General features: G+C 66.7%; 17 protein-coding genes. 9 read left to right on the plus strand and 8 right to left on the minus strand.

Features of this window, described 5'->3' with window-relative positions; genetic code table 11:
* The first annotated feature begins 2 nt into the window (after nt 1–2).
* A complete protein-coding gene (locus LDO86_RS03875) occupies nt 3–1,490 on the plus strand; it encodes a threonine/serine exporter family protein (protein ID WP_018769528.1) in 1,488 nt (495 codons plus the stop codon).
* Here LDO86_RS03875 and LDO86_RS03880 read toward each other — a convergent pair.
* Complete coding sequence (locus tag LDO86_RS03880) at nt 1,487–2,326, minus strand: siderophore-interacting protein (protein ID WP_018769529.1); 840 nt, start codon at nt 2,324–2,326, stop codon at nt 1,487–1,489. The genes LDO86_RS03875 and LDO86_RS03880 overlap by 4 nt on opposite strands.
* 14 nt (nt 2,327–2,340) lie before the next feature.
* Nucleotides 2,341–3,111 carry a uracil-DNA glycosylase gene (locus LDO86_RS03885; RefSeq protein WP_018769530.1) on the minus strand — a complete coding sequence of 257 codons (771 nt, stop codon included), beginning with the start codon at nt 3,109–3,111 and terminating at the stop codon, nt 2,341–2,343.
* Nucleotides 3,112–3,251: 140 nt separating this feature from the next.
* Between LDO86_RS03885 and LDO86_RS03890 the strand changes: the two genes are divergently transcribed.
* From LDO86_RS03890 to groL, 5 genes are all read left to right on the plus strand, one after another.
* Nucleotides 3,252–3,581, plus strand: coding sequence for a DUF3263 domain-containing protein (locus LDO86_RS03890; RefSeq protein WP_018769531.1), 330 nt, complete (start codon nt 3,252–3,254; stop codon nt 3,579–3,581).
* 51 nt (nt 3,582–3,632) lie between these two features.
* Nucleotides 3,633–4,271, plus strand: a complete 639-nt coding sequence (locus tag LDO86_RS03895; RefSeq protein ID WP_018769532.1) for a LytR C-terminal domain-containing protein — start codon at nt 3,633–3,635, stop codon at nt 4,269–4,271.
* Between the two features lie 53 nt (nt 4,272–4,324).
* On the plus strand, nt 4,325–4,531 hold the full coding sequence (locus LDO86_RS03900) for a cold-shock protein (protein ID WP_155845569.1): 207 nt from the start codon (nt 4,325–4,327) through the stop codon (nt 4,529–4,531).
* Complete coding sequence (locus LDO86_RS03905; protein WP_224084465.1) at nt 4,531–5,844, plus strand: ABC transporter substrate-binding protein; 1,314 nt, start codon at nt 4,531–4,533, stop codon at nt 5,842–5,844. Before LDO86_RS03900 ends, LDO86_RS03905 begins: the two co-directional genes overlap by 1 nt.
* A gap of 290 nt (nt 5,845–6,134) precedes the next feature.
* Nucleotides 6,135–7,769, plus strand: coding sequence for a chaperonin GroEL (groL, locus tag LDO86_RS03910; protein ID WP_018769535.1), 1,635 nt, complete (start codon nt 6,135–6,137; stop codon nt 7,767–7,769).
* Nucleotides 7,770–7,919: 150 nt separating this feature from the next.
* Here the strand turns inward: groL and LDO86_RS03915 are convergent, their stop codons facing one another.
* The gene (locus tag LDO86_RS03915) at nt 7,920–9,230 is read right to left on the minus strand and encodes an extracellular solute-binding protein (RefSeq protein ID WP_018769536.1); all 1,311 of its coding nucleotides are present in this window, start codon (nt 9,228–9,230) and stop codon (nt 7,920–7,922) included.
* A 292-nt stretch (nt 9,231–9,522) separates the two neighbouring features.
* Between LDO86_RS03915 and LDO86_RS03920 the strand changes: the two genes are divergently transcribed.
* On the plus strand, nt 9,523–10,644 hold the full coding sequence (locus LDO86_RS03920; protein ID WP_018769537.1) for a ribonuclease HI family protein: 1,122 nt from the start codon (nt 9,523–9,525) through the stop codon (nt 10,642–10,644).
* Nucleotides 10,645–10,669: 25 nt separating this feature from the next.
* On the opposite strand, the gene LDO86_RS03925 is transcribed toward LDO86_RS03920, so the two are convergent.
* The 4 genes from LDO86_RS03925 to LDO86_RS03940 all read right to left on the minus strand — a co-directional run bounded on the left by LDO86_RS03925 (nt 10,670) and on the right by LDO86_RS03940 (nt 13,862).
* Nucleotides 10,670–10,957, minus strand: coding sequence for a WXG100 family type VII secretion target (locus tag LDO86_RS03925; RefSeq protein ID WP_018769538.1), 288 nt, complete (start codon nt 10,955–10,957; stop codon nt 10,670–10,672).
* A gap of 106 nt (nt 10,958–11,063) precedes the next feature.
* Entirely contained in the window at nt 11,064–12,575 is a 1,512-nt protein-coding gene (locus LDO86_RS03930; RefSeq protein WP_018769539.1) for a HAMP domain-containing sensor histidine kinase, read from the minus strand.
* 2 nt (nt 12,576–12,577) lie between these two features.
* Nucleotides 12,578–13,288 (minus strand): response regulator transcription factor, encoded by a 711-nt coding sequence (locus LDO86_RS03935; protein WP_018769540.1) that lies wholly within the window; start codon nt 13,286–13,288, stop codon nt 12,578–12,580.
* Nucleotides 13,289–13,361: 73 nt separating this feature from the next.
* The gene (locus tag LDO86_RS03940) at nt 13,362–13,862 is read right to left on the minus strand and encodes a DUF427 domain-containing protein (protein WP_026265813.1); all 501 of its coding nucleotides are present in this window, start codon (nt 13,860–13,862) and stop codon (nt 13,362–13,364) included.
* A 245-nt stretch (nt 13,863–14,107) separates the two neighbouring features.
* Between LDO86_RS03940 and LDO86_RS03945 the strand changes: the two genes are divergently transcribed.
* Together LDO86_RS03945 and LDO86_RS03950 are read left to right on the plus strand one after the other, a co-directional pair.
* Nucleotides 14,108–14,365 (plus strand): hypothetical protein, encoded by a 258-nt coding sequence (locus LDO86_RS03945; RefSeq protein ID WP_018769542.1) that lies wholly within the window; start codon nt 14,108–14,110, stop codon nt 14,363–14,365.
* 5 nt (nt 14,366–14,370) lie between these two features.
* Nucleotides 14,371–15,240 carry an FHA domain-containing protein gene (locus LDO86_RS03950; protein WP_224084287.1) on the plus strand — a complete coding sequence of 290 codons (870 nt, stop codon included), beginning with the start codon at nt 14,371–14,373 and terminating at the stop codon, nt 15,238–15,240.
* A gap of 19 nt (nt 15,241–15,259) precedes the next feature.
* Here the strand turns inward: LDO86_RS03950 and LDO86_RS03955 are convergent, their stop codons facing one another.
* Nucleotides 15,260–16,906: a DNA repair helicase XPB gene (locus LDO86_RS03955; protein ID WP_018769544.1), complete on the minus strand. Its 1,647-nt coding sequence runs from the start codon at nt 16,904–16,906 to the stop codon at nt 15,260–15,262.
* Nucleotides 16,907–16,916: the final 10 nt, after the last annotated feature.

Raw genomic sequence — 16,916 nt, forward strand, 5'->3', positions numbered from 1 at the left:
GCATGACCGAACGGCACGAACGGCCAGGGCACAGGCCAAAGACTGACGGCCTGCCCAAGACTGAACCGCTGACCCCTGCGCAGCTTCGGCAGGACGCTGCCGCCAAGAGGATGCTGCGCCGCCTGGTGCAGGGCGAGAATCCACCAACCGCCCCGTTGAGCATCGTGGACCGGCTGGCGGGGAGTCCCTACGCCAACCCCACCATCCAGGTGGGTGGCGTGGACACCTCCGCCCGGAAGACCCTGGATTTCGCCCTGCACCTGGCCGAGACCATGTTCCGGTATGGCGCCGGCGCCCTGGAAGTGGAAACCAGCATCATTGCCGTCACCGCGGCCCTGGGGCTGAAGAACATCGAGGTGGACATCACCAACCAGTCCGTGGGTATCAACTACGCACCCAAGGACCAGACGCCGATCGCCCTGCTGCGCGTGGTGCGCTCCTGGACCAACAACTATGCGGGCCTGGCCAAGGTGCACCAACTGGTCACGGACATCGTGGCCGGCGGCGTGGGCCGGGATGAGGCGATCCGCCGGCTGAACGAGGCCATCACCAGCCCGAAACCCTATCCGCGCTGGATGGTCACGGCCGCCTTCGGCATCTTCGCCGCCGTGTTCGTTGGCGTGCTGGGCGGCGGTCCGGTGTCCTCGGCAGTTGCGTTCGTGGCCAATATCGGCATCAGCCTGCTGGCCCGGCAGCTGGGACGCTGGCGCGTACCGGACTTCTTCATCACCGCCAGCTGCTCTTTCGTGGTCACCATGCTGGCGCTGCTGCTCTGGCAGTTCGGGCTCACCGCATCGCCGTCCATCGTGGTGGTGGGCGGCATCCTGCTGCTCCTTCCCACCGGGCGCCTGGTGTCCTCCGTGCAGGATGCCATCAACGGCTTCCCGGTGACGGCGGCCGGACGGTTCCTGTCCACGCTGCTGACGTTCGGCGCCATCGTGGCAGGGATCGCTGTTGCCTTCGTGGTGGGGGAGCTGACCGGGCTGCAGCGCATCGACGTCACCCAGACCTTCCCGCCCGCCTACGATCTGTGGGTCCTCATCATCTTCGTAGCCGCCGCCGTGATGGCCATCGGCATTACGGAACAGACCACCTGGAAGCTCCTGCTGCCAACCGCAGCCGTAGGCGTGGCGGGCTACCTGGTGCTGCTGGGCTGCGGCCTGCTGGGCATCGGGGACCGTTTCGCCCCTGCCATGGCCGCCGTCGTCATTGGCCTGCTGGCACGGGTGGTGGCGCTGCGGATGGGTGCGCCGCAGCTGGTGGTGGCAGTTCCCGCAGCCCTGATCCTGCTGCCCGGCCTCACGATATTCCGGTCCATGTACGTCCTCACCGTGGAGGAGTCCGAGATCCTGGCCGGCGCCGGAGGAATGCTCAGCGCCGGTGCCATCGTGCTGGGAACGGCCGGCGGGATCGTCCTGGGCGACGTGCTGGCCCGGCCCCTGACCCGCAGCCTGGCAAGCAACGAGCGGCGCCGGGCGCGCCGCCGCTAGATCTGGCCGACCGGGAGCTTTTTCTCGGCCTGGAACACGTCCTCCACGCGGCCCTGCGCCCAGTAACCGGAGAGGGACACCTGCCGGCGGTCCAGGCCGCGCTGCTTGAAGAAGATTTCGCGGAGGGCCTTCATATAGCCGCGTTCGCCATGTGCAAACACATCCACGGTGCCGGTGGGCCATTCGGCCTCCGCCACCGCCCTGACCAGCAGGTCGCTGGCACCTGCCGGTGTGCCGTTGCGGGCCAGCCAGGTAATCTCCAGCCCGGCAGGGGCGGAAACGGACTGGATGTCGGCCTCGGAACCTACCTCCAGGAAGGCAAGCCCGGTTGCCTCCGCGGGCAGGGCCTCGATGCATGCGGCGATGGCAGGAAGCGCTGCCTCATCACCGGCGAACAGGTACCAGTCGGCCTCGGGGTTGGGGTTGTAGGCGCCGCCGGGTCCGGTGAAGGTCAGTGTCTCGCCCGGCTGTGCCCCTGCCGCCCATGGACCCGCCAGGCCCTCGTCGCCGTGGACCACGAAGTCGATGGCGAGTTCGCTCGCCTCCGGATCTACCCAGCGCAGCGTATAGGTGCGGGTGAACGGCCACTGCTCGCGCGGCATGGTTTCCCGGACGGCCCACAGGTCCAGCGGGGAGGGGTAGTCAACCCCGGGCTGCGGGAAAACGATCTTCACGTACCGGTCCACGAAGCCGTTGTTGGCGAAGTCGCTGAAGCCCTCCCCGCCGGCCACGATCCGGACCATGTGCGGGGACAGCTGTTCCTTGCGCAGCACGGTCAGGGTGACCTGGGGGCGGCTCTTCTTCGTGGCGCTGGTGGCGGCGGGGACGGTGCTCATAAGGCAAGCCTAAGCTAGGGCGACGGCGGGAGTTCCCAGGTTACGGCCGTTGCACCCTGTTCGCGCAACAGTTGGTTCACCCGGCTGAATGGCCTGGAGCCAAAGAACCCGCGGGAGGCGGACAGCGGGCTGGGGTGCGGGCTGATGACGGCGGGGGCGCCTGCCAGCAGCGGCTGGAGGCCCTCCGCCCCCTTGCCCCACAACACCGCCACCAAAGGCATCCTGGACCCATCCGCGGCCCGGCGGCATGCCAGGGCGGTGACGGCCGCCGTCGTAATGTCCTCCCAGCCTTTGCCCCGGTGGGACCCAGCAGATCCTGCCCTGACCGTGAGTACCCGGTTCAGGAGCAGCACGCCCTGCTCCGTCCATGCCGACAGGTCGCCATGGACGCGCGGCGGAATGCCGAGGTCCGATTCGAGTTCGCGGTAGATGTTCACCAGGCTGCGGGGGAGGGGGCGCGTGCGGGCATCGACGGAAAACGACAGCCCGACTGCGTGCCCCGGGGTGGGGTAGGGGTCCTGGCCCACGATGAGGACCTTGACGTCGGCGAGCGGCTGGCGGAAGGCGCGCAGGACGTTCGACGGCGGCGGCAGGAGTTGGTGCCCGGCCGCCTCTTCGGCAGCCAGGAAGGCCAGGACCGACCGGAGCTTGCCCTCCACTCCCTGCAGGGCCGCGGCCCAGTCCGGCGCCATGAGCTCCGCCAGGGGCAGGTCAGCCAGGTCAGCGAAGCGGGTGCCGTCCGCCGGGTCCTGCTGCAGCTCGAACAGCGCATCCGATTCAAACATCGTTCCATTCTTGCAGGCCATCGGGGGACGCCCGCCCGCGGCACCGGGCCGGTGCAGGCGCGGGGCGCGAATGACACCGGTGTTATTCGACCGGTAGCATGGGGGTAAGACATTTACCGTAACCAGCGAAGGAGTGTGCCGTGGCGGAACCGGCCCGGGAACACCTGCCGGAGCAGGATCCACGGAAGTCCCTTTTGGCGGATTTCACCCTCCGTGAGTCCTCCCTCTCCGAGCGCGAACAGCAGATGCTGGCCCTGGAACGGCAATGGTGGAAGTACGCAGGGGCCAAGGAGCAGGCCATCCGCGACCTCTTTGACCTCTCCGCGACCCATTACTACCAGCTCCTGAACGCACTGATCGACCGCGAGGATGCGCTGGCACACGATCCCATGCTGGTGAAGAGATTGCGTAGACTACGTACGTCGCGCCACCGTGCGCGCACTGCCCGGCGCCTGGGATCCGACGCTTAACAACCCCCAGGCCGGGACAACAGCCGCAATCAACAAGGATGTCCTTCCACCATGACCAGATACGCCCGCGATGAATTCGACAAGGTCCCGGAGGCCGCGTCGCGACAAGGTGTCCACCGGACGGCCTCGGCCCCGTCCCGGGTGCGGCTGTGGCCCATCCTGGTAGTGGGGATGGCGGCCCTTGCCATAGGGCTGGTGTCCTTCCTGATCCTTCCCAAGATGGGATTCAGCGCCACCGCGAGCCAGGCATCGGCGAGCGTGGAGTCAGCTCCGCTGGCCGGAACCGGAACCACCCCATCGGCCACGCAGGCATCCGCGCCTCCTGCTTCGCCGTCTCCGTCTGCTTCGTCTGAACCAACCCAAAGCAGTGACCCGGAGCCCCAGGCCACACCTTCCGCCACCCGGGAGGCAGCCGTCGACAGGACGCAGGCAGTGGCGGTTTACAACGCGGCAGGCACGGCAGGGCTGGCCAGCCGGGTGGCCGGAACCGTCCAGGCGGACGGATGGCGCCTCGGCCAGGTAGGCAACTGGTCCGGCGCCCCGCAAAAATCCTCCGTGATCTTCTACTCCGGCCCCCAGCAATTGGCAAACGCACAGGCGCTTGCCGGGCTGCTCAACATCCCCACCGTGGTGAACAGCACCGAATTCCAGGTGCCGCTCGTGGTGGTGCTTGGCCCCGGATACCGCTAGCCGCACCCGCTCCGCCCACGGCTGCATAACCCCAACGGAAAGAGTTGTTCATCATGGCACTGGGAACCGTCAAATGGTTCAACGCTGAAAAGGGCTATGGCTTCATCACCGTTGACGGCTCCGGTGATGACGTTTTTGTCCACTGGTCCGCGATCCAGGGGGAGGGCTACCGCGCACTGGATGAGGGGCAGAGGGTGCGGCTGGAAGTCGGGGAGGGCGAAAAAGGTCCCCAGGCAGAAAACGTCCGGCCCGCCCAGTGATGCCGTTTTACCGTTTCCCGGTCCGCGGCCGAGCGGCGCTGGCCGTTTCCCTGGGGGCAGTCCTCGCGGTCACAGCATGTTCGGGCGCCGGCGGCAACGCCAGGGTGGACCCGGTCGAAGCCTCCGGCGATGGCGTCCTCCGGGTGGGCCTGATCCTGGACAACACCGGCGGCAATGCCTTCCTTAATGCGCCCCAGCTGGCGGCCGCCAAGCTGGCCATCCAGGAAATCAACGCCGCCGGCGGACACAAAGGCCGGCCGGTGGAGCTGCTGCCGGCGCATCCGGACCAGGAAGCCGCAGGCCAGGCCAAGGACCTGGTGGCCGCCAAGGCGGACGTGGTCATTGGACCCACCGATTCCAGCCACGCGGCCGCCGCCGTGGACATCCTGTCCCACGCACGCATACCCCTCATCTCGCCGGCCAACACCGCTGCCGCCCTCTCCGGGATCGCCAGCGGAGGCTACTACTTCCGCACGGCCGCGGCCGACGTCGCGCAAGGTCCTGTGCTGGCCAAACTCGCCAAGGACGCCGGGGCCGCCAGCATCACCGTGGTGTACCAGGAAGGTGCCTACGGCAAGGACCTGTCGGCTGCCGTCACGAAAGCCGCGCAACAGTCCGGCCTGACGGTCCTGCCCGGAGCCGCCTTCAAGCCCGGCGCCGCCGCCGAAGCCGCACGCTCCGCAGCCAAGGCCAGCCCGGACGCCGTGGTCCTGGTTGCCCGGGAAGGGGCGCAGGGCGCGTTGGCCGAGCTGAACAACTCCGGCCTCAGGGGTTCAAAAATTCTCCTCAGCGATGGCGCCTTTGCCCGCTACGGATCAGGGCTCCCCTCCCGGGCCCTGGACGGCGCCCGCGCCGTCGTCCCGGGCCAACTGCCCACCGCCGCCTTCCAGGGAAAGCTCCTGGCCGTTGATCCTTCCCTGAAGGACGTCTCGTATGCTGCTGAAACCTACGACGCCGTGACCCTGGCGGCCCTGGCGGCGGCAAGGGCCCAGGACGATGCCGGACGCTCCATCGCCGCCAACCTGGTTCCGGTTTCGGGTGGCGCCGCATCGGGCAGGACCACGTCCGACGGGACGCCCTCCGCGGGGACGCCTGCCCCGGGGGCAACAGCCCCGCCCGCCCCGTGCCTGACGTACAAGGAGTGCTTGGGCGGCCTTGCTGCCAATCCGGACATCAATTACGACGGCGAGTCAGGACCGGTTGCCTTCGACGCCAACGGGGATATCACCACCGCCGTTTTCTCCGTATTCACCTACGGCCCGGAGAACAACCCCACCCCCACCGGCCGGGAGACGGCCGGACATTCAAGCTGATCGCCCTGGGCGAAGCCGCTGCCCCTACCCGCCCGTCCGGCGTCTTTTCGCTTGCACTCTCACCTGGGGAGTGCTAATTATTGAGTTAGCACTCTGACGTACCGACTGCTAAAGCAAAGCCTGGTTCCGGCCGGCGGCGCGGGGCACCGGACGAGGAGCGAAAGAAACACCTCACTTCAGTGAGATCCCCTCCCGGAGGCATACAGAGGCCGCCGTCAAAGGATCGTCCGTCGCGGGCACTGCAGCGAAGGTTCATTCTTAACGACTGTCCCGAAAGGACTACTGCCGTTATGGCCAAGATCATTGCATTTGATGAAGAGGCACGCCGCGGCCTTGAGCGTGGCCTGAACACCCTCGCCGACGCCGTTAAGGTCACCCTCGGCCCGCGTGGACGCAACGTCGTCCTCGAAAAGAAGTGGGGCGCCCCCACGATCACCAACGATGGTGTTTCCATCGCCAAGGAGATCGAGCTGGACGATCCTTACGAGAAGATCGGCGCTGAGCTGGTCAAGGAAGTTGCCAAGAAGACCGACGATGTTGCCGGCGACGGCACCACCACGGCCACCGTCCTGGCACAGGCCCTGGTCAAGGAAGGCCTGCGCAACGTTGCCGCCGGCGCCGACCCGCTGTCCCTCAAGCGCGGCATCGAGAAGGCCGTCGAGGCTGTCACCCGCGAACTCCTGGCTTCCGCCAAGGAAATCGAAACCAAGGAAGAGATCGCGGCCACCGCCTCCATCTCCGCCGGTGACGACGAAATCGGTGCCCTCATCGCCGAAGCCCTGGACAAGGTGGGCAAGGAAGGCGTTATCACGGTCGAGGAGTCCAACACCTTCGGCCTGGAGCTCGAGCTCACCGAAGGCATGCGCTTCGACAAGGGCTACATCTCCGCCTACTTCGTCACGGACGCCGAGCGCCAGGAAACGGTCCTTGAGGATCCGTACATCCTGATCGTCAACTCCAAGATCTCCAACGTCAAGGAACTGGTTGCTGTCCTGGAAAAGGTCATGCAGTCCAACAAGCCGCTGCTGATCATTGCCGAGGACATCGAGGGCGAGGCCCTGGCCACCCTGATCGTCAACAAGATCCGTGGCACCTTCAAGTCTGTCGCCGTCAAGGCTCCGGGCTTCGGCGACCGCCGCAAGGCCCAGCTGGCCGACATCGCCGTCCTCACCGGCGGCCAGGTCATCTCCGAAGAGGTTGGACTCAAGCTGGAGAACGCCGGCCTGGAACTCCTGGGCCAGGCCCGCAAGGTTGTTGTCACCAAGGACGAGACCACCATCGTTGAAGGTGCCGGCGACGCCGACCAGATCGCCGGCCGCGTTTCCCAGATCCGCGCCGAGATTGAGAATTCGGACTCCGACTACGACCGCGAGAAGCTGCAGGAGCGGCTGGCCAAGCTGGCCGGCGGCGTTGCAGTCATCAAGGCCGGTGCCGCCACCGAGGTTGAGCTCAAGGAGCGCAAGCACCGCATCGAGGACGCAGTCCGCAACGCCAAGGCTGCAGTTGAAGAAGGCATCGTGGCCGGTGGCGGCGTGGCCCTCATCCAGGCCGGTGCCAAGGCATTCGCCAACCTGCAGCTCTCCGGCGACGAAGCAACCGGCGCCAACATCGTCCGCGTTGCCATCGACGCCCCGCTGAAGCAGATCGCCTTCAACGCCGGCCTCGAGCCGGGCGTCGTGGTGGACAAGGTCCGCGGCCTGCCCGCAGGCCACGGCCTGAACGCAGCCACCGGCGAATACGTCGACCTGCTGGCTGCCGGCGTCAACGACCCCGTCAAGGTAACCCGCTCTGCCCTGCAGAACGCGGCTTCCATCGCTGGCCTGTTCCTCACCACCGAAGCAGTGGTGGCTGACAAGCCGGAGAAGAACGCCGCCCCCGCAGGCGGAGACGACATGGGCGGCATGGGAGGCATGGGCGGCTTCTAAGCCCTCCTGCCGGGACCTCTCCCGCCAACCGCAAAGTGCGGCCCCCTCGTTTGCGAGGGGGCCGCACTTTTGTGCCGGAGGTTTTGTTCCCGGCCACGGATGCGGCCTGTGCCGGCTTGGCCGCCCGGACAAGGAGCTGTGGGAGGGGAGTTACTTCCGGGCCGAATCCAGCATCCCCTGGACTTCCTTCTTGAAGGCTTCCGCCGCGGCCTGCGGGGTCATCCGGTCGTACAGCACTTCATCCGTGTACCTCCTGATGACGTTCTGGACGCTCCCTGCACCCACGGGCGGGACAGGCGGTGCGTCCTTGATGTCCGGGGCTATGTCCTTCAGGAATCCAACCACGGTGGTGTCAGCCGGCTTAAGCTGCGGGGTGATGCCCGAAACGATGTCCGGATTGGTGGGGACGCCCCTGTCGGTCATCAGGATGGCACCCGCCTCCGGACTGTTGGTGAGGTAGTTGATGAACTCCGCGGCCTGCTGGGAATGCTTCGAACGGGAGGATGCAGACCAGAACATGGTGGGCTTGTAGTACATGCCATTGCCGGCCGAGGCGCCGTCGACGCTGGGGGCCCGCAGTATCTTTATGCTGCTGCCGGTGGTGGCTTCAAGGGAACCAAGCTGGTTGGTCCACCACCAGGCCATGGCCACCCGGTTTGTTCCGAACAGGCTTTCCTCCAGTCCTGCCCCTGCATCCTCGGTTGCCACGGTGGCCGCCGGGCTGGCCTTGGAGTCGCGCTGTTCCTTGATCCGTTCCCAGAAGGACGCTGCAGTCGCGGCTTCAAAGTCGAGCTTGCCGTCCCCTGAGTACAGATTCTCGCCGTGCTGGCGCAGCCAGATGATCAGGTCGGCTTCGTTGCTGCCATAAGCGGCCCCGTAACTCTTCCCGTCACCTGCTGCGCTGATCTTCGCCGCCGTGTCCACGAAGTCTTTCCACGTCCAGGTCTTGTCGTCCGGCACGGGCACTCCCGCTGCCTGGAACACTTTCGTGTTGGCCATGATGACATAGGCGTTCCGGCCTGTGCTCAACCCGTACTGGGCGCCGCCGTACTGGCCCGACGCAAGCGCTTCCTTGTCCAGTTTTGAGGTATCGATGCCGTTTTGCCTGGACAGGTCCATCAGCGCCCCGCGGCCGCCGTATTCGGCGATGTATTTCTGGTCCATCTGGACGACGTCGGGCGCATCGTTGGCGGCGGTCTTCGTTGCCAGCTTGTCCCAGTAGCTGGACCATTCTCCCGGCTCCGCTTTGATCTTGATGTTCGGGTGCGATGCCTCAAAGGCCGCGATGACCTTGTTTGTCTGTGCGTTCAGGTATTCATTGCCCCACCAGGCGAACCGCAAGGTCACCTGGCCGTTGTCGCCTGAACCGCCGGGGGCCCCGCAGCCGGTGGCCAGGATGGAGAGTGCCAGCGCGGCCGCGCCCAGCTGGAAGCGGCGCCGGCTTACGACTGGAATCGTCATTGATGTTCCTTCCGGATGGGCTCCTTGTGCGCCGGGGTCGCCGTGATGCGCTGACCGGCGAAGATCAGAAACCGTTTTCTCGAGTGATGAAGTGATTGTGTCGCGCCCGGCATGCTCACGTCAAGAAGTTTCGGTAAGCGTTTTCCCAACTCCTGTCGCTTCGGCCGTCAAAGTTGCGCTTACGACCATTCGCACAGCCCGCTGCCGGGGCACCGAAGGGGTGCGGCAGCCCGGCCAGGCTGGGATGCTGTGGCGTCGGTCCAATGTCGGTGGCTTCTGGCAGGATGGTTTGGTGACGATTACTGCAGCGGCTGATGGTTCGGCCTTGGGAAATCCCGGTCCGGCCGGCTGGGCCTGGTATGTGAATGACGATTGCTGGCGGGCCGGGGGCTGGCCGCACGGGACCAACAACCAGGGTGAGCTGATGGCTGTCCTTGACCTCCTGCGCGCCACCGCCCACCTGCCCGGTGAGGACCTGCGCATCCTTTGCGACAGCCAGTACGTGATCAACTCAATTACCAAATGGATGCCGGGCTGGAAGCGCAAGGGCTGGCGCAAGGCAGACGGAAAACCCGTCCTGAACGTGGAACTGTTGAAGGAACTCGACCGCGAGCTGGCCGGCCGGGTTTACACATTTGAGTGGGTCAAGGGCCACGCCGGCCATGAACTGAACGAGGCTGCGGACGAACGGGCCAGGGCCGCGGCAACGGCGTACCAGCAGGGCGTGGCAGCCAGGTCCGGGCCCGGGTTCCCCGGCGGACACCACCCTGGCGCGCACCACGCAGCTGCACACCACGCAGCCGCACACCAACCTGCTGCGACCCCATCCGACTCCGGACATGCCGCCGACGGGCAGCCCTCCGGTATTGGCTTCCCGCCCGCCACCCTGGACATCCCGACCGCTGCTCCTGGCCGCCCGGTACCAGGGGCCGGCGGCGGCGCACCGGCCGCGGGCGCCGGCAGGCCGCGCGCCACCCCTGAACCGCTCCCGGCCTTCGATGAACTTGACCTGTTCAGCGAACTGGACAGCGACGCCCTTGACATGGTCGAGGCAACGCAACAGGCCGGCGCCATCCCGCCTGAGGCGCTGGTGGAAGAGCTCGAACGTGAGCTGCTGGGCCCACTGGTGCGGGGGGATATCGGCCGGACAGCTGTCCTGCTGCACCCGGACTTCATGGAGATTGGCAGCTCGGGAAGGGTCTGGACCCGGGACGCCATGATGATGGCCCTCGAAGAGGATCCCGGTGAACGGACCGATATCGAAATCCTGGGCGCTGACCGCATCGGCACCAGCGCGGTCCTGCTGACCTACCGCAGTTTCGCCCGCTCAGGCACCACGCTGCGCAGCTCGCTGTGGGTCCTCGACGGCGGCCGGTGGCGGCTACGGTTCCATCAGGGAACGCCGGAAGCGTAGGCGAACCGTTCAGCTCACACGGGCGTCAGCTGAACCGCTGCGTGTTTCCCTGCTCCGCCTGGGCATACGTGGCCGCTGCAGAGGCCAGGGCCGCGTTGATGGACGCCAGCGACGCCTCCACCCGGCCCTGGGTGATGGTCCATTCGGTGATGAGCGCCTGGAAGTTGGTGGCCGCTGCACCGCGCCATGATCCCTGCAGTTCGTCGAGGCCACGCTTCATTGCGTGCACGTCCGCGCTGATCCGGTCCACGGTGGCCTGGACGTTCGCGGACTTCAGCTGCAGTAATTCGGTGTCGACGGAAATAATGCTCATGGCTGTGCCTTTCGATACGGCGGGCGGAGCGCCCCCGCGCCCGGCGGATCCGGGCTGCTGGGACGAGCCTATGGAGCAGAACCGGGCGGCAGCCATGGCCGGAGGACTATATGTGGATAACCGACCCGTCGCTGCCCTTGGCCCCTGCGGCACTGCGGGCGGTGGTTTCCTGCCCGTCCACGCCGCCAGTGCGGGCGGAATCCTCACGCCGCGGAAGGCTCACCACCAGCGTGGCGCCGCCGCCGTCGGTCTTTTCCACCCTTACCGAACCGCCGTGCGACCCCACGATGGCCGCCACGATGGCGAGCCCGAGGCCGCTGCCGCCCGTCTCCCTGGTCCGGGACGTGTCAGCCCGGTAAAAGCGTTCAAAGACCTTGGCTGCGTCCTCTTCCGAGATACCCGGCCCATGGTCCCGGACTTCGATGATGGAACGTTCTTCGCCGTCCGTCCCGCGGACCCCGACGGCGACTTCGATGGGGCTGCCCTCCGGGGTATAGCGCAGGGCATTGCCCACGAGGTTGCCCACCACCTGGCGCAGCTTGGCCTCATCCCCAAGGACCGGGGCCGGTGCCGCCGGACCGCCGTCGAGCCCGGTGAGCGTGATCAGCCGGGACCGGTCGCTGGCCTGGGTATCAACCACGGCGTCGTGCGCAATCAGTTGCAGGTCCACGGGCTTCTGCTGCAGCGGCCGCTGTTCGTCGAGGCGTGCCAGCAGGAGCAGGTCCTCAACCATCGAACCCATGCGCTTGGCTTCGCTTTCGATCCGACCCATGGCTGTGGCCACGTCTTCGTCCGTCGCCAGGGCGCCGTGGCGGTACAGCTCGGAGAACCCGCGGATGGTGACCAGGGGAGTGCGCAGTTCGTGGGACGCGTCGGCGGCGAAGCGGCGCATCCGTGCCTCTGAGGCGGTCCGTGCAGCGAACGCGGTCTCGATGTGCGCCAGCATGGCGTTCAGCGAGCTGCTCAACCGGCCCAGCTCGGTGGCAGGGTTCTCCACCTCCACACGGCGGGAGAGGTCACCGGCGGCAATCGCTGCCGCAGTCTTCTCCACACGGGCCAGCGGCCGGAAGGACCTCGACACGGTCCAGCTGGCAATAAGCGAGGCCAGCAGCAGCGTCAACAGGCCCACCCCGGTGACCACCAGGGTGGCGTGCTTGAGGACATCGTCGACGCTCTCCAGGGGGAGGCCGATGACCACCACGGCGGTGGTCTGGCCGTTCTGGACGGTCACTGCCACCACCCGCCAGTTTTCCCCGTCCGTTCCACGGACCTGGAAGGGAACCAGCCCGCGTGCCTGCGCCTGCTCCACGGTGATGGCGCTGATGTCCGGGTGGTCGTCCGGATCGCCGCCGAAGGTGTACGGCTGCTCACCCGGGGCGAAGAGCATCAGCGAATAGTCGGTGGGAATGGAGCTGGGCGCCTGCAGCTGCGTGAACGAGCGCTGTTTCCGGGCAGAGTCGACGGCGGCATTCAGCTTGTCGTCCACCTGCCCCTGTAGATAGCTGTGCAGCAGCGTCAGTGTGACCGCTCCGGTCACCGTCAGGGCCACAATCAGCAGGGCCATGATCATGGCCACCAGCTGCGACCTGAGCGAGGCCGACTTCCACCGCTTCAGCAAGGTCAGCGCTTTTCAGCCGTCCGGAGCACGTAGCCCACGCCGCGCTTGGTCTGGATCAGGGCCGGCGCCTCCGGGTCGATGTCCACTTTCCGCCGAAGGTAGGAAATGTAGGACTCCACGATGGACGCGTCGCCGTTGAAGTTGTACTCCCACACATGGTCCAGGATCTGCGATTTGGACAGCACCCGGTTGGGATTGAGCATGAGGTAGCGCAGCAGCTTGAATTCCGTGGGGGAGAGCTCGATGACAGTGCCCCCGCGCCGCACCTCGTGGGCGTCGTCGTCGAGTTCGAGGTCGTCAACGCGGATCACCGCATCGTCGTCCAGCAGGGGCTGCGTCCGGCGCAGGACGGCGCGGATCCGGGCCACCACTTCGTCGAGGCTGAAGGGCTTGGTGACATAGTCGTCACCGCCCACGGTGAGGCCGGTGACCTTGTCCTCGGTGTCGTCCTTCGCGGTCAGGAAGAGGACCGGGAAGTGCTTCCCGGCGGCACGGAGCCGGCGGGTCACGGTGAAGCCGTCCATGTCAGGCAGCATGACGTCCAGCACGGCCAGGTCAGGGGCGTGCGTGTCGGCCGCGGCGAGGGCATCGCGCCCGTTGGCAGCGGAGACCACTTCAAAGCCGGCGAACCGCAATGACGTGGAGAGGAGCTCGCGGATGTTGGGTTCATCGTCGACGACGAGCAGCCTGGCTTCTGGACCGTTCTTGTTCATGTTCCCATCATGCTCCCAGTCTCTGGGAGTTGTCTGGATATTCGTTGTGAGCATGATGAAGGCCCGCTTGGGCTTACCAGTCCATTGTTCCCGGCTCGCCTTTGAAGGGACCCACCACGCGGCTGGTGATCCAGCCACCATAGAAGCGGCCCGGCTGCGCCTGCACCCGTTCCCCGTCAACTTCGCAGAAATCCATCCTCCCGGCGTAGACGGCCACCCGCCCGGCGAGCGCCTCAAACCCGGACGCCGGCTCGGGGTAGGACCAGGCAGCGCCGTCCGCCTCCTTACCCCCGCCGCGCACCGTCAGGTAATTGGCCGCGCCCTTGAACTCGCAGAAGCTGCTGCCGGCAGCAGGCTCCAGCGCGCCGGAGACGAATGCTGACTGCCGGACGTAGTACACCGGTGGATGGCTGGTCTCAAGAACGCGCAGCGAGTCGGTGGTGTCAAGGATCACCTCGCCTCCAAGTACGATGCGTATGCGTTCCGTGCTGGGTTCGATCCGCGGCGGCCGGGGATAGTCCCAGACCGACTCCTGCCCGGGCCCGGGCACGACGGGAATGATTCGTGGACTCATGCTTCCAGTGTGCGTCGCAGACCGCTGTTACGCACCAGGGAACCCAATTCACGGCAAGAACGTTCCGCGCCCCGCATCTTCCCCCGCCCTGCGGCCGGGAATACAGTGATGCTTGCCGGGCGGTCAAGCCCGGCACCAGCGTTCCAACGGATCACCGGCTGCCGCCTCGTCCCGTCCCTGGTGGTCCCGCGCCAACAACGGTAGTAACCCGATAGTTCCTGGCCCATCGAAGGGGATAGACCATCATGACTGACCTGAGTGCTTCTGAAAACGCAGCTGTAAACGAACGCAGCATCCGGGATTGGGCAGACCTTGCCGAGGAGATGTGGTCCTATCTCACCGGCAAGGGTGCTGCGATCAACTACCAGTTCGTCGATATGACCATTGAAGTTCCACGCGACATCGGCCCGGACGCGCCGCGCGCCACATGGAAGCTCAACGGCGGCCTGCGCGTCACCACCAGCGACAGGGATGCCGCCGGGTCGGACGCGAACCGCGGCTGACGGACATGCCCCAGTACCGTCTGGACGTTGATCTGGACTTCTCCTACACGGACGAGTCCGGTGCCGTCACCTCGGGCAGCGCCAGGGCCGCCGGCACCGAGGTAACAGTGTCCCTGGAAGGCCTGGCGCCGTTGACCGGCGGCGGGCTGCCCTCCCTGGAGGAGATCAAACCGCTGGCGGAGCTGCTGGCCCGCAAGGGGGTGAGCATCACCGTGGCCGGCCCCGGCGGAAACATCCTCAGCCTGGGCAACGTGGCCAGCCCTGCCTCCCAGCGGCTGGTCACGCGTTCCCCCCACATCAAGCTCGGCAAACTCGGCTCCCTGCTGCCGTTGGTCCGCCAGGGCAGGCGGAGGCCCAAAGGAATGCGGCTGCTGCCGCCGTCGACGCCCTTGCCGCTGGTGCCCACTGTCCAGCGGAAGATCACCCGCCGCATCACCACCACCCACTACGCCAGGGGCGGTGGCCGGCCGCGGCTGATCTTTGTCCAGGACGCCGCCACCTGGACCGGGCAGATTCCGCGGGAGGTGGCCCTCACGGCAGACGTTACAACGATAGGGAGCGGCGCAGGCGCGGACGTCCGGCTCGAGGGCCTGGCGGAGCTGCACGCCGAAATCAGGCACGACGGGCAGGATGAATACGTCCTGGTACCGAACGGTCCCGTCAGCGGCAGCGTCTCCCGGACGGGACCATCCGTCCTGCGGACCGGGGCAAGGATCCAGATGGGGCAATGGTGCCTGGCCTTCTTCCGGGAGGAATTTGCGGACCACGGCCGTCCCTACGGCGGCCGCAGCGGCGGGGAACTGGCCTACGAACGCCCGCAGTTCGATCCCAGAACGGGCACCATGGAGCGCGACAGTTCCGAGGGCGTGACGTGAACGGCGTGCACGCTGCGGGTCAGTCCGCGGCGTGCACGTCCTTGGCGTCCATGATCCGGTAGGCATACCCCTGCTCGGCCAGGAACCGTTGGCGCCTGGCAGCGAACTCCTGGTCCAGGGTGTCCCGTGCCACGAGTGAGTAGAAGCGGGCCGCCCTGCCGTCCTTCTTGGGCCGCAGCAGCCGGCCCAGCCTTTGCGCCTCCTCCTGCCGCGAGCCGAAGGAGCCTGAGACCTGGATGGCCACCGAGGCCTCCGGCAGGTCGATGGAGAAGTTGGCCACCTTGGACACCACAAGGGTCTGCAGCTCCCCGGCGCGGAACGCGTCAAAGAGCTTCTGCCGTACCTTGACGGAGGTATCGCCCTTGATCACCGGTGCCTGCAGCCGCTCGCCCAGATCGTCCAGCTGGTCAATGTACTGGCCTATCACCAGCAGCTGCTCGCCGGCGTGCAGCGCCACCAGCTGCTCCACCACGTGTGTCTTGGATTCGGAGGTGGCGCACAGCCGGTATTTGTCCGCGTCGTCGGCCATGGCGTAGGCCACGCGTTCGTCCTTTGGCAGGTCGACGCGGACCTCCACGCAGTCGGCCGGCGCGATGTAGCCCTGGGACTCGATGTCCTTCCAGGGTGCGTCATACCGCTTGGGTCCGATCAGGCTGAACACCTCGCCCTCGCGCCCGTCCTCCCGGACCAGGGTGGCGGTCAGCCCAAGGCGGCGGCGGGCCTGCAGGTCGGCCGTCATCCTGAAGATCGGTGCGGGCAGGAGATGGACCTCGTCGTAGATGATGAGTCCCCAGTCGTGGCCGTCCACCAGTTCCAGGTGGGGGTAGATGCCGCCGCGCTTGGTGGTGAGCACCTGGTAGGTGGCGATGGTCACCGGCCGGACCTCTTTCAGGGCGCCGGAGTATTCGCCCACTTCCTCCTCTGTAAGGGAGGTGCGCCTGAGCAGTTCGTCCTTCCACTGCCGGGCGGCCACGGTGTTGGTGACCAGGATCAGTGTGGTGGTGGAACCGGTGGCCATGGCCGCGGCCCCCACCAGGGTTTTGCCGGCGCCGCAGGGCAGCACCACCACCCCGCTGCCGCCCGCCCAGAAGTTTTCGCTGGCCAGGCGCTGGTAGGGCCGCAGTTTCCACCCGTCCTCGTTGAGGGAGATCAGGTGCGGCGTGCCGTCCACGTAACCGGCCAGGTCCTCCGCCGGCCAGCCGAGTTTCAGCAGCAGCTGCTTGAGCTGCCCACGCTGGGAGGCATGCACCACCACCGTCTCGCCATCGATCCTTGGACCCAGCAGCGGTGCGATCTTTTTGGCCCGGATCACTTCCTCCAGCACGGGGTAGTCATCGGTCCGCATGACCAGTCCGTGGCGCGGGTCCTTTTCGAGGCGGAGGCGTCCATACCGGGACATGGTCTCCTCGACGTCGATCAGCAGCGAATGCGGAACCGGGAAACGCGAGTACTTCAGCAGCGCATCCAGCACCTTCTCCGCATCCAGCCCGGCGGCCCGGGCGTTCCACAGCCCCAACGGGGTCAGCCGGTAGCTGTGCATGTGCTCGGGCGCCCGCTCCAGCTCGGCGAACGGCGCAATGGCGTGCCGGGCCTCGGTGGCCAGCTCATGGTCCACCTCGAGGAGGATGGTTTTATCGCTTTGGACGATCAGGGGTCCGTCGGTCACGCGGGGAATC

The organism is Arthrobacter sp. StoSoilB19, from assembly GCF_019977275.1.
In the GTDB taxonomy this organism is placed as follows: domain Bacteria; phylum Actinomycetota; class Actinomycetes; order Actinomycetales; family Micrococcaceae; genus Arthrobacter.